Below are 12,379 nucleotides of genomic sequence, written 5' to 3'. Positions count from 1 at the left end.
ATAGGTTCGGCCCACCGTCAAGCCGTGGTCAGCGGCATCTCGAGTGCAGGTGGGGCCCATGCAGCGTGCGCAGAAAATCCGCATGATCGGGCTCGCCGGCACGGCGCTGCTCGCCCTCGCCGTGCCGCTGGGCGCCGCGATGGCCGGCCCGGCCGGCACCTCGTCCCCGGGAACGGGATCCGGGGAAGCAGCCAAGGCCGAAAATAGCCCCTCGGAAGAAAAGGGAAACAGGGGAAATAACGGCAGCAAGCCGGGCAAGAGCCCCCTCGCTGCCACCGCCGGCTCCAGGAGGCAGGCCGGTTCCTCCGGCCGCCCCGGCCTGCCGCACCGCTCCGGCCGCACCTCCCGCTGCGGCCCCGAACTCGCCGCGCCCCAGGGCATCGCAGCCCAGACCTGCGTACTCGCCGGGGACGGTGTCACCTGGGGGCGTACGTACTACCGCAACCGCACCGGCGGCCGGCTCCGCGCCGTACTGACGCTGCTGCGGCCCGACGGCAGGACCGTCCAGGTGAACTGCGAGGTGGCGGCGGGTGGCGCACCGGGCGTGTGTGAGACGCCGGCCACCCCGACCGTCCACCGGAACCGGCCGCCGTACGCGGCCGTGGCGGAGATCGCCGATGCGGCGGGGAAGCGGCTGCTGCTGCGGTCCGGCAGCAACTCGTCCGCGGCGGGCAGCGGTTCGGGGCACTGAGGCCGCGGGCTGCCGAGGATCCGGAGGAGCCAAGCGGAATGCCTGGTTCCGGACATGGAAGCGCCCGGTCGCTGGCGACGGGGGATGCACCAGCGACCGGGCTTCTAGAACCGTAACAAGAGATCGGCGGTTCGCAAATTCGATCGTGGAATTCCGGACGCCTCTTTACCGGCAGGTACGGGGAGTTGTGACAGGTGTCACGCCTGGGGTTCCCCGGGGCGTCCGGACCACGGCCGAGGACGGCACGATCAGCTCAGGGTGACCTGACGGTTGGTGAGCCCGCCGCGTGCCCGGCGCTCCTCGGGGGTCAGCGGGGTGTCCGTCGCCAGGGCCTCGGCCAGCCGCTCGGCGAACGCCGCGGCCGGCTTGGCGACCTCGTCGGCGCCCATCTCCGAGGGCAGGTCCCAGACCGGGACGACCAGGCCGTGGGCGCGGAACGAGCCCACCAGACGGGTGCCTTCGCCGAGCGAGGCGGCGCCCGCCGCGTGCAGCCGGGCGAGCGCGTCCAGCAGCTGCTCCTCGGGGTGCGCGGTGACCCAGCGCAGGTGGTTCTTCTCCGGGGCCTCGCACCAGTACGCGCCCTCCAGGCCGGGGATCCGGGCGGTCGGGATGGCCGCCGCGTTGGCCCGCTCCAGAGAGGCGGCGACCTCGCCGGTGGCGTTCTCGGCGTTCTCCACCCAGAACTCGAAGCCGGTGTGGACGGTCGGCTCAAAAGCGGCGTCCGGGTCGAGCAGATCCTGCAGCCGCGGACCGTCGGCGGCGTGCCGCTCGGCGGGGACCGGGTTGCCGGGTTCCGTGGCCAGCGCGCGCTGCAGGGTGTCCGCGAGGTCGCGGCTGAGGTCGCCGGAGGCGGTGTCGTTCTGCAGGCCGAGCAGCACCGCGCCGTTGTCGCGGCGCAGCGCGGGCCACGCCATCGGCAGCACGGTCGCCAGCGTCACGGACGGGACGCCCTCGGGCAGCCCGCCCTTCAGCGTCAACGCGGCGGTGGCGGCGGGCACCAGCTCGCGCAGGGCCACCCAGTCGCACTCACCGGGCAGGCCCTCGAACGGGCGCTGCACGAGCTCGGTGGCGGCGTGCGCCGCCACTCGCCCGTGACAGGCCTTGTACCGGCGGCCGGAGCCGCACGGGCAGGGCTCACGAGCGCCGACGACCGGCACCTCGCCGTCCTTGATCTGCGGTGCTGCGGCCTGGGACTGGGGACGGCGCTTCTTGGCCATGGCGACGGGGTCTCCTGGTCGATCCTGGGCATACGGACGCGTATCTGCGCGAGCCTAGAGGATCGTTTGCGCGGTCGCGCCCGGTTGCGTACCGGGCCGTGTCATGCCCTGCCGCCGTGCACGTCCGGCGTGTCCCGGCCGGACGCCGCCCCGTCACCGCCGGGCCTCGGCGTGCCGCTGCCTGCCGCTACGTCAGGTCGTCGAATTCCGGGAAGGCCGGACCCAGCGGCAGCCCGTTGCGCACGCCCGCGCCGAGCGAGGGCGGCAGATCGGGCATCAGGTCCACGCGCGTAGCGAACGCGCCTTGCAGGGAGAGGGCCGCCCAGACCGTGACTTCGCCGGTGCCCGTGTCGCGCACGCCCCAGTCCTTGGCGAGCGACCGGATGATCGCCAGTCCGCGGCCGCCGCGTGCCGTGACCGACGGAGTGGCCGGAAGGGGGCGGGTCGGACCGCCGCCGTCCGTGACCGCGACGGTCAGCCGGCCCTGCGCATCGATGCGCCAGGAGGCCCGCACGGATGCCGAGAGGGCGTCCTGTGCGTCGGGCGCGACGGATGCGCCGGGAGTTACGGAACCCGGTGATCCCTGTTCGTATATCGGACGCGCATGGCGACACGAATTGCTCAACAGCTCCGACAGGACGAGCACCGCGTCATCGACGACACTGTCCTGAACTCCACTTGCCAACAGCTCTTCACGCATGCGTCGCCTGGCCATGCCCACACCCACTGGACCATGGGGTACGGCCATGATCGACGACGTCGGCACCTCTTGTGCCACCACCAACGCCACCCCCGAGACCTCCTTTGCCCCACGCCACGGGATGAATGCCCCAATGGACTGGACCGGAAACCGGCCAAGCGGCACACAGTGACGCACTGGACATAACCGAATACGGCCCGAATGCGCCGGTGCACACCCTGTGAGGAGCTTTAGCCAAGGCCGAGTTGCTTACGCACCTGTTTGGGGCGGTTCGTAATGACCGCATCCACGCCCAATTCCCGGCACAGCTCGACGTCTTCGGTGTCGTTGACGGTCCACACGTGCACCTGGTGGCCGGCCCGGTGCGCCCTGGCGACGTACTCGGGGTGCGCGCGCAGGATCCGCATCCCGGGGCCCGCGATGCCGACGCCGGGCGGGAGCCGGCCGTCGCGGTGCCGGGGAGTGAGGAACTGCATCAGGTAGACGCCGGGGATGCCGGGCGCAGCGGCCCGTACACGGTGCAGCGAGCGCGCCGAGAAGCTCATGACCCGGACCGGAGAGGTCCAGTCGGTGCGGGTGGCCGGTCCGGTGTGCCCGAACCGGGCGAGCAGCTCGACCAGCCGCTCCTCCACCTGCCCGGCCCAGCGGGTGGGGTGTTTGGTCTCGATGGCCAGCTCGACCCGGCGGTCGGCGTCGGCGACCAGCTCCAGCAGCCGCTCCAGCGTCAGTACGGAGGTCCGCTCGGGGTCCTCGTGCTGCCGGTCCGGTGCCTCGTTCGCGGACCCGTCGTCCTTCCAGGAGCCGAAGTCGAGTGTGGCCAGGTCGGCGAGCTCGAGGGCGGAGACCGAGCCACGCCCGTTCGAGGTGCGGTTCACCCGCCGGTCGTGGACGCACACCAGGTGGCCGTCCGCGGTGAGCCGGACATCGCACTCCAGGGCGTCCGCGCCGTCCTCGATCGCTCTGCGGTAGGCGGCGAGGGTGTGCTCCGGGGCGTCCTCGGAGGCACCGCGGTGGGCGACGACGGAGATGGCGGGACGGCCCGGACGGCCGTCCTGGGCGGGGCGTGCATAGGTCACCGCGTTATCGTGCCATCCACCGTCGCCGGGCCGCCGGGCGCGTACCCCGAGGTGCGGAACCGGGGATGCGCCGGTTTTGTCCGGCATAAAGGATGAGGTGACAGTCACAGCCTTGGCTTACGGCGCTCTGACGCGCGGTGGGAAAGGCTGTGAAGGGAGACTCGCCCGTACCGTCCGGCCCGTAGTGCCGACCGGACCTGCGGACCGGGACTCGCGACAGCCGGGATGTGCGGACCGGGCCTGCAGTCATGGCCCGCGGATCCTGATCTGCGGACTCCGATCCGTGGACGGGACTCGCCCGTACTGCCCGGATCCTTGATGCTGGAGTACCGGGTCCCCCGTCCGGCAAGGGGGAGCCGCACAACCGGAGGGCCCGCCGGGTCCGCCGGACCGGAAGAGACAACCGGGAGGCCCGGGGCCTCCCACCGCACGAACCGCACCACCCGGCGGACCGCACGGCCCGCCGCACCGCACCACCCGGACGCACCCCCAGGGTCCGGCCGAACCGCAAGCCCCGGAAGAAACGGCCCGCCCCATACCCTCGGAGTTCGCTGAGGCACAGGGCGGAGGGGACACCCTCCCGCCAGGCCGTGGGCGCCGACAGTCGTGAAGCTGAGGAGAGAGCTGTGAGCACCGAGAACGAGGGAGCCGCCGTCCCGTCGGAGGCCAGGCCGCCGACCGGGCCGCAGCCGGACAGCGCTTCCGCGTCCGCCTCCGGCGCCCGGACTCCCGGCGCCCCGCCCGCGGCGCCCCCGCCGCCGGAGTTCGCACCGACCGTCACCTCGGCCGCCGGCCACGGCTTCGACGAACCCGGCCGGATGCCGCCGTACAGCGACGGACGCCCCCCGCAGCCCGGCTACGGCCACCCCGGCGACGACCCGGCGGAGGACCGGACCAGCCAGTTCCCCACCTACTCGGCCGCCGGCCCCGGAGCCGGTGCCGGCGGCTGGGGCCAGCAGCCCCCGTACGGTGGCGGCGGCGACCCCTGGGGCACGACCGGCAGCCCCGCCCCCAAGCGGCGCAACGGCGGCCTGATCGCGGCCGTCCTGGTGGCCGCGCTGGTCGCCGGCGGCATCGGCGGCGGCATCGGCTTCTGGGCCGCGGGCCAGAGCGACAGCGACTCGACGACGGTCTCCGCGTCCGGCGACCCGGGGGCACTGAACCGCAAGCCCACCTCCGTCTCCGGGATAGCGCAGAAGGCGCTGCCCAGCGTCGTGACGATCGAGGCGCAGGGTGCCGGCGGCGACGGCGGCACGGGCACCGGCTTCATCTACGACAAGCAGGGCCACATCCTCACCAACAACCACGTCGTCGCCAGCGCGGCCGACGGCGGCAAGCTCACCGCGACGTTCTCCAACGGCAAGAAGTACGACGCCGAGGTCGTCGGCCGTGCCCAGGGCTACGACGTCGCCGTGATCAAGCTCAAGAACACCTCCGGCGCCCCGCTCAACCCGCTCCCGCTCGGCAAGTCCTCCCATGTGCAGGTCGGCGACGCCACGATCGCCATCGGCGCGCCCTTCGGCCTGTCCGGCACGGTCACCACCGGCATCATCAGCGCCAAGGACCGCCCGGTGGCCTCCAGCGACGGCGGCGGCACCAGCGCCTCGTACATGAGCGCCCTGCAGACGGACGCCTCGATAAACCCCGGCAACTCCGGCGGCCCCCTGATGGACGCCGCCGGCAATGTCATCGGCATCAACTCCGCCATCCAGTCGGCCGGCAACGGCGGCGGGCTGGGCGGCGAGTCCCAGCAGTCCGGCAGCATCGGCCTGGGCTTCGCCATCCCCATCGACCAGGCGCGGCGGGTGGCACAGGACCTGATCAAGACCGGCAAGCCGGTCTACCCCCAGATCGGCGTCCAGGTCGGCATGCGGGACACCGGCAACGGCGCGACCATCGCCCGCACCGGCAACAACGGCTCCGAATCCGTCACCCCGAACGGCCCGGCCGACAAGGCGGGCCTCAAGCCCGGCGACACCATCACCAAGCTCGACGACACGGTCGTCGACAGCGGCCCCACCCTCATCAGCGAGATCTGGCAGCACAAGCCCGGCGACCAGGTCACCCTGACCTACAAGCGCGGCGGCAAGGAGCACACCACCCAGGTCACCCTGGGCCAGCGCACGGGCGACAAGTGACGCGCTAGTCTGATCCCGCGACACCCAAGCGCCCCGCGCGCCGCGGTGCCGCGGGGAGGCTTGCCCGAGCGGCCTAAGGGAACAGTCTTGAAAACTGTCGTGGCGGCAACGTCACCGTGGGTTCAAATCCCACAGCCTCCGCAGGTGGACGGCCCCTGACCTGGGAACTCCCGGTCGGGGGCCGCTTCCTTTCCCGATGACCGATGATCCGTGGCTGACCGTTCTTGGCCGCGTTTGGCCGCCCTGTCTGGCACGGATCTGGCACGTGCAAATAGTCGTGACTCAGCCCCGGCTGAACAGGGTGTGGGCCGACGCTGTGTGCTCGGCAGGATCCGAATCTGCAACCTTCTGATCCGTAGCTTTGGGCAAGGCTGTGCAGCGACGCCCGCCTGATCAGCCCGTGTTCGGCTCACCGCTGGTGACAGGCCATGTGTGCCCTCGCCGTTGCAGGAAGTCAGAAACCTCCGCAATACCCATATTTGTTAGCCGATCCGTCATCCAGACACCGGCCGCCGATGAGGCCCTGCAACCGGCAGGAGGGTCGGAGCGGTCTGGGTGGGTGTGAATCTTCATCTGCCCCGGTCCGGTACTGGCCAGCGCACCCTGCGCCTGTGGCACGTCTGGATCGTGCTGCCCGCGGCCTTTGCCACCGCGATTACCGTGGCCGTCGGCGCGTTCTTCGCTGGCTGGGACCTGCTCGGCGCCCAGGGCCTGAAGCCCGAGCGCCAGCTCAGCGCCACGACGCTGTTCGATCTGGTGAAACTGTCCTTCGGGGTGGTCGCCGGAGCGGGTGCCCTGGTGGCCTTGGTGGTGGCCTACCGGCGCCAGCGGGTCGATGAGGACGGTGCCCTGCGGGACGCAACCCGGCTGCACACCGAGCGGTTCACCACCGCTGTCTCCCAACTTGGCGAGGAGTCCGCCGCGGTCCGCCTCGGTGGTGTGCATGCCTTGGCCGGCCTCGCCGACGACGCCCCCACCCCTGCCCTGCGCCAGACCTGCATCGACGTCCTGTGCGCCTACCTCCGCCTGCCCTATACCGCCAAGGCCGATCTCCCGGCAGGCGACGCGGACGCACTCCACGGCTACCTGGCCCTGCGAGAGGTCCGGCACACGGTCATCCGCCTCATCCGTGACCATCTCCGCCTCCACTGCGACCACTCTCACTCCTGGCAGGGGCATGACCTGGACTTCAGCAACATGATCTTTGACGGTGGAGACTTCTCGCGTGCGGAGTTCGCGGGCGGCACCGTCACCTTCAACGGCGCGGAGTTCGCGGGCGGCACGGTCACCTTCGACGACGCGGAGTTCGCGGGCGGCACGGTCACCTTCGACGACGCGAAGTTCACCGGCGGCACGGTCACCTTCGACGACGCGAAGTTCACCGGCGGCACGATCTTCTGTATGGGCGCGGGGTTCACCGGCGGCGCGGTCACCTTCAACCGCGCGAGGTTCACCGGCGGCAGGGTCTTCTTCGACGTCACGGAGTTCGCCGGCGGCACTGTCACCTTCAAGGGCGCGGGGTTCACCGGCGGCACGGTCACCTTCAACGGCGCGAAGTTCACCGGCGGCACGATCTTCTTCGACGTCACGGAGTTCGCCGGCGGCACTGTCACCTTCACCAGCGCGGAGTTCACCGGCGGCTGGGTCACCTTCATCAGCGCGAGGTTCGCCGACGGCACGGTCTCCTTCATCAGCTCGGAGTTCGCCGGCGGCATGGTCTCCTTCAACGGCACGGAGTTCTCCGGCGGCGCGGTCCTCTTCGACGGCGCGGAGTTCTCCGGCGGCGCGGTCACCTTCAATCGCGCGAGGTTCATCGGCGGCACGGTCACCTTCGACGGCGCGGAGTTCTCCAGCGGCACGGTCACCTTCAACCGCGTGGAGTTCGCCGGCGGCACCGTGGGCTTCTCCGCAGCGCGGGGTAACGCGCCTGATGGCCTGCTGCCGCCATCCGGGCAAGCCATGCCAACGGGGCTGAGCCTCCCTGCGGTGTGGCACGTGATCAGGCCCTGACACGCGGGCCTCCTCGTCGACCACAGGGTCGGACATCGGTGGCCCCCTGGCTGGGCACCCGGCTGGCAATGGCGGGCCCCTACTCGTGACAACAGCTTTCACGTAGGACCGCGTGCTGTGCCACGGGCGCCCCGGTAGCTGGCTGGCCATCAGCCAGCCTGAGCGATCGAGACCGTGAGCTCCTGATGCTGCCAATCCATAGATCCTCGGCCAACCCGCTGACATGATGGCCATCATGGAGATCGCCCGCTTGATTCTTGATTTTTTCAAGGTCTTGATCTGGCCATTGGTGGTTCTCGTTATCCTCTACGGGTTCAGGCGACAAGTGAACGAACTGGCCGGTCGAATAGTCCGTGCCAACTTTCTCGGCCTTGAGATTGAGGCTGCTTCTCGCGAAGCAGCTCGGGCGGCGGAAGAGGCCATCCAGGATGTCAGACCAGAACATGAGCAACCCATTGCTGATCGTGGCGCTCAAGAATGGCTGAATCCTCCGCTGGTGGAACTTGAAGGCGGGTCACCTGGGGCACGTGCTCATCGAGCCATCAACGACCTGGATCGTCTACTGCGCAGGCTTGCTTTTGAGGCTGACCCAGATCTCGTCGGACGCAGCCCACGCAGCGCAGCTCATGCACTGTCCGAACGTGGGGTGCTGAACAGAGCATTCCTGGAGGCTTTCAATGAACTGATCACAATCCGCAATGAAGGGATTTCTCGAAATGTTAACGAGCCGACTGGTGAGCGGTTGTGGACTTCAGCTCAGCAGTTGATCGTTGTCGTCCAACTTCAGCGACACGCATTGACGCTGAATGGAACGCAGTCGCTACCGGGTAGGGATTGAGTCACGTGATCGGTCAATTGCGAGCTCGGCGTTCTGCTCGTTGGCGACGTCAAGGTGATAAGGCGATAGCGGAGCTACGCGATGCACTCGACAGGCTCGGGATTGCGCGCCCGATCCCCAGTCGCGTGGCAATCGCTCTTCGGAATTACATTCCCCTCATGCGGTGGTATCCACTGCGAGGCGTCCTGGCCATTTTTCTGCTCTGGGGTTGGAGTGGTGTATTAGCGGTCTTTTTTCTGTCGATGGGTGACAGGGTGTGGGAGTTTGGTGGGAGCTTCGCAGGATTCTCGATTGTTGAAGCGCTTCAGGAATTGCAACATTCGAATGGCTTTATTGTTGGCATCTGGGCGCTGATGCTGGGGGTCTTTTTCGGGATTACTCTCGTAGTGATTCCTGTGATCTTGAGTTCTGGTTTCATCATTTCTTTCCTCCTCAGCGGAGCACCGTCTCTGCATCACTTCAGGAGGCTATTCCCTGGGGTCACGCCTCGGTTCGCGATCAATCATCCCGTGTTCGTCATTGCGGACGCGATCCAGGGATGTGCGGATGCGCACAGTGCTGGAGGCGAGGTCAAGATGCTGGAGATATCCGAGGTCTCTGGCCAACTGGCGCGGGTGTCGCGGCGGCTGATCAGGTCCCATCGCAGTCGGGGGCAATGCCGTGGAAATCCCACCGCCGTGCTGCCGTGAAGGAACACACGGGGCGAGTCATCGGGAGACTTCGCACCGTCGAACAGAAACTTGATCGGGACCCGGGGCCAGCTTTGGCGGAGCTGGGGGATTTGCTGCTGACAATCGCCGATCGTTACGCGCAGGGACGCTTGGGGGCACTGCTCGATGACGACCTATCAGACGTTGTCCCCGTACGGCAACGGTCCGGTGATGCGGTACGTGCGGCACTCGCCGTAGTGCTGACCGTTGGAGCGGTCTTCGCAGTGGCATCGCTCGACTTGCTGCAGGCGATTGAGGGTTACGCGATCGCGGGGGCGGGTGCTGTGATTCTGGTTACCGTGTATGGCCCACAAGTGATCGCCGAATTTCGTCGGAGACGTTGACCAAGCTTCGCAACGCGAACGCCCCCAGAAGTCAGACTCCTGGGGGCGCAGCTGTAGCGGATACCCTCACGTGAACAGGAGGGTGTTCTCCGTGAGAATGTCCCGGTTCAGTTCGCTCTTGTAGATCAGGTCGATGCTGCCGAAACGGGCTTCGTTGTAGTCCAGTCCGAGTTTGACCACCGCCGTGCGGACTGCCTGCTCCGAGGAACCCTCAACCTCCAGGAAGGTGGGCAGGTCGGGCCACGTATCCAGGTCGTACGTGACGCCGTCGAGCTGCCATTCCTCCCGGTAGTTCTGCTGGTAGCGCACCTGGCGCAGCCCGAGGGCCTTAAGGAGTTCTGCGGTCTTCTCCAGGTCGCTGACCTCGACCTCGATTTCCGTGGTGCCGTTGATGTGGCTGGCGTCGGTGACCTGCTTCAACGTCAGAGTGGTCTTGCCTCCCTCATCGCGCAGCCGCAGCCACTGCTCGCCTTGAACGGTGTCGTTCTCGAAGATCAGGCGGGTGAACAGGGTCTTGGGGAAGACCTGCTCTGCGCCGGCGGCCTTCAGGTGGTCGCGCAGGGCGTCCACGTCGATCTCCAGGAACTTGGCCTCGTACTCGTGCTGTGCCATCTCTCTCCTCTGGTCGCGGGGACTACGCAGTGAGGTCGTGATAGTCCTGCTCGTGCAGCTTCCTGATCTCGCTGCACACGGTGCTGGTGACGAACTCTTCGAGCGGCAGGCACAGGTCCATGCGCTGGATACATACGCCAACGTGGAACGTTCCGCGCGGGTCACGGTAGAGCCGAACGCCGTAGTAGCCCTCGTGGCAATCAGTGCTGTTGTTGAACCGGCAGCCGACGCAGGTCTCCGGCAGCCGCAGCGATCGTATGTGCTTCACGAAAAGCGTGCGTCCGTGCGGGAGTTGGTAGCCGATCCTGAACCCTGATGTGCCTGCGATCAGCCTCACCTCGGTCGGCCGAGCTTGCAGTTCCTCCAGGAGGAGATCGATGGCTGCCAGCGACTCCTCCCCGTCAGCGAGGGAGGACAGGACGCGGACCGAGAGCTGGGGTGAGTACTTCTCCAGGAGCCGGTGCACGCGACGGACGTGGCGCCCGTTCGGAATGACGACGTTCGCCCGAGCGCCAAGTCCCAGGTCGAGCGACAGGCTGATGGATTTCTCCAGCGCATCGATCTTGCGTCCTGCCAGGGAGTGCGAGCGGTAGCGGGTGTTCTGTACCTGGGCCAGTTCTTCGGCAGTGGTTCCGAAGATGGAGAAGTTCACGTGGTCCAGGCCGGCCGTGGCACAGCCAGGGAGGACGCGCCCGCCGTTCTCCCCGTTCGATGTGACGCTGACCTTGTAGCCGGCCGATCGGGACACGTCGACGATCTGAGGAAGGCGGGGGTGGAGCGTCGGTTCTCCGCCGGTCAGGTGGACCTCGTTGAAGTCCAGCACGTCGCGGAGCTGTGTCAGCGCCGCGTGAAACGTGTCATCGGGGAATATGGGTGCGGTGATGAAACGAGCACCGTTGGTGGCGAGGTAGATCGAGACCCGGCCGGAGCGGCCTGCCGCCCCGAACTCTCCCGCGTGGTCCTCTTGGTTGTCCGCGCTGACCGGCGTTCCTTCGTTGTGGCAGAAAGTGCAGGTCATGCCACAGGCGTCGATGACCTTGACGCGGAGGGTCCGGTCCACCGTGACACGGACAGGCACGGCATGGCTGATGTTCCTTAAAGCGGGGTGATCGATCACGTATCTCTGCTCCTTCGTCATTGGAGGGCGAGAGTGAAGGGATTCGGTGTCCTGCCGCTGCGAGCGTGAGTGACGGCAGGCCCTGGGAGTTGTGACGCAGTCCCTGCGCGGTGCGGGGGAGCCTCCTGGCCAAGCCAGTTCAGGCGACGTGAGCGAAGTCAGCTCTGGAGGGCGGCTTCGTCAGGCAAGGTTCGAGCCGCCGAGGCCCACGCCGCTGGATGCATTCCGAGATCGTTGTGGACGAGCTGGAGGAGCAAAATCATCGCCGTGACCGTCCCCAGTGCCCACGTCCATTCCAGACACCGGGTGACCACATCGCCGCGACGGGATGTGGCTCGCGCGCCGGTGTGCCTCCCGGCGGATGACAGCACTTTCACATCTGATCCTTTCTTCTCGTGCATGGCTAAGAGGGGCTTCCGGCATTCCGCCGCCGGGCGTGCAGCACATTCGTTTGCGCGTCGGCTCATCGAGGTTGAGTGGCCTGAGCGCATGGCCCGTCTGTATCCGCGACGGCGGCCACAGGTCTCGCCTCGGTCGGCGAGCCACCGACCGCGATTTCGAACCAGACCACTTTTCCCGCCGGGCCCTGCTTCGTTCCCCAAGCAGTTGCCAAGGCGGAGACGAGCCACAAGCCTCTGCCGCTTTCCGATGCCGGTACGGTGCTGACGACATGCGGGAGCTGCGGATCGGGGTCGGTCACTTCGACCCTCACTTCCGCGCCGGTCCACCGCACGCACACCACACAGGTCACGCCCGTATGGGTCACGGCGTTGGTGATCACCTCACTGCTCAACAGCAAGAGGTCGTCGACCTGGACAGCGGTGATTCCCGTGCGCCAGCGACGGACGCGTTCTGCGATCCGCCGCCGGGCATCGCCAACTGACCTGGTGGCAGGCGTCACGCGGAATCCGTATGAGGGCGCTGAG

11 protein-coding genes and 1 tRNA gene are annotated in these 12,379 nt (G+C 67.9%); 6 read left to right on the top strand and 6 right to left on the bottom strand.

Annotated features, from left to right (window positions below; all coding sequences use genetic code 11):
* Positions 1-58: 58 nt before the first annotated feature.
* Positions 59-691 (top strand): hypothetical protein, encoded by a 633-nt coding sequence (locus tag OHS81_RS17150; protein WP_328385621.1) that lies wholly within the window; start codon positions 59-61, stop codon positions 689-691.
* Positions 692-939: 248 nt separating this feature from the next.
* On the opposite strand, the gene OHS81_RS17145 is transcribed toward OHS81_RS17150, so the two are convergent.
* The 3 genes from OHS81_RS17145 to OHS81_RS17135 form a co-directional block, all read right to left on the bottom strand.
* Positions 940-1,908 (bottom strand): DUF5926 family protein, encoded by a 969-nt coding sequence (locus OHS81_RS17145; protein ID WP_328385620.1) that lies wholly within the window; start codon positions 1,906-1,908, stop codon positions 940-942.
* Between the two features lie 187 nt (positions 1,909-2,095).
* A complete protein-coding gene (locus tag OHS81_RS17140; protein ID WP_328385619.1) occupies positions 2,096-2,698 on the bottom strand; it encodes an ATP-binding protein in 603 nt (200 codons plus the stop codon).
* Positions 2,699-2,838: 140 nt separating this feature from the next.
* A complete protein-coding gene (locus OHS81_RS17135; protein ID WP_328385618.1) occupies positions 2,839-3,684 on the bottom strand; it encodes a glycerophosphodiester phosphodiesterase in 846 nt (281 codons plus the stop codon).
* A 626-nt stretch (positions 3,685-4,310) separates the two neighbouring features.
* Between OHS81_RS17135 and OHS81_RS17130 the strand changes: the two genes are divergently transcribed.
* The 5 genes from OHS81_RS17130 to OHS81_RS17110 all read left to right on the top strand — a co-directional run bounded on the left by OHS81_RS17130 (position 4,311) and on the right by OHS81_RS17110 (position 9,359).
* Positions 4,311-5,822: a S1C family serine protease gene (locus OHS81_RS17130; RefSeq protein ID WP_328385617.1), complete on the top strand. Its 1,512-nt coding sequence runs from the start codon at positions 4,311-4,313 to the stop codon at positions 5,820-5,822.
* A gap of 54 nt (positions 5,823-5,876) precedes the next feature.
* Positions 5,877-5,963 (top strand) — tRNA-Ser (locus OHS81_RS17125).
* A gap of 414 nt (positions 5,964-6,377) precedes the next feature.
* Complete coding sequence (locus tag OHS81_RS17120; protein ID WP_328385616.1) at positions 6,378-7,832, top strand: pentapeptide repeat-containing protein; 1,455 nt, start codon at positions 6,378-6,380, stop codon at positions 7,830-7,832.
* 235 nt (positions 7,833-8,067) lie between these two features.
* Complete coding sequence (locus OHS81_RS17115) at positions 8,068-8,670, top strand: hypothetical protein (RefSeq protein ID WP_328385615.1); 603 nt, start codon at positions 8,068-8,070, stop codon at positions 8,668-8,670.
* A 158-nt stretch (positions 8,671-8,828) separates the two neighbouring features.
* On the top strand, positions 8,829-9,359 hold the full coding sequence (locus OHS81_RS17110) for a hypothetical protein (RefSeq protein ID WP_328385614.1): 531 nt from the start codon (positions 8,829-8,831) through the stop codon (positions 9,357-9,359).
* Positions 9,360-9,790: 431 nt separating this feature from the next.
* Here OHS81_RS17110 and OHS81_RS17105 read toward each other — a convergent pair whose 3' ends face one another.
* From OHS81_RS17105 to OHS81_RS17095, 3 genes are all read right to left on the bottom strand, one after another.
* Positions 9,791-10,336: a class IV adenylate cyclase gene (locus tag OHS81_RS17105; RefSeq protein WP_328385613.1), complete on the bottom strand. Its 546-nt coding sequence runs from the start codon at positions 10,334-10,336 to the stop codon at positions 9,791-9,793.
* A gap of 22 nt (positions 10,337-10,358) precedes the next feature.
* A complete protein-coding gene (locus OHS81_RS17100) occupies positions 10,359-11,453 on the bottom strand; it encodes a radical SAM protein (RefSeq protein WP_328385612.1) in 1,095 nt (364 codons plus the stop codon).
* Positions 11,454-11,916: 463 nt separating this feature from the next.
* Positions 11,917-12,354: an ATP-binding protein gene (locus OHS81_RS17095; RefSeq protein ID WP_328385611.1), complete on the bottom strand. Its 438-nt coding sequence runs from the start codon at positions 12,352-12,354 to the stop codon at positions 11,917-11,919.
* Positions 12,355-12,379: the final 25 nt, after the last annotated feature.

The organism is Streptomyces sp. NBC_00400 (assembly GCF_036048035.1).
Classification (GTDB): Bacteria; Actinomycetota; Actinomycetes; order Streptomycetales; family Streptomycetaceae; genus Streptomyces.
The sequence above is the reverse complement of the archived record's forward strand: the minus strand, read 5'-3'. Positions and strand labels throughout refer to the sequence as shown.

Coding starts and splice junctions, on each gene's coding strand:
- OHS81_RS17145 (WP_328385620.1), bottom strand. CDS start 1,908: ATGGCCAAGAAGCGCCGTCCCCAGTCCCAGGCCGCAGCACCGCAGATC.
- OHS81_RS17105 (WP_328385613.1), bottom strand. CDS start 10,336: ATGGCACAGCACGAGTACGAGGCCAAGTTCCTGGAGATCGACGTGGAC.
- OHS81_RS17150 (WP_328385621.1), top strand. CDS start 59: ATGCAGCGTGCGCAGAAAATCCGCATGATCGGGCTCGCCGGCACGGCG.
- OHS81_RS17110 (WP_328385614.1), top strand. CDS start 8,829: ATGCGGTGGTATCCACTGCGAGGCGTCCTGGCCATTTTTCTGCTCTGG.
- OHS81_RS17115 (WP_328385615.1), top strand. CDS start 8,068: ATGGAGATCGCCCGCTTGATTCTTGATTTTTTCAAGGTCTTGATCTGG.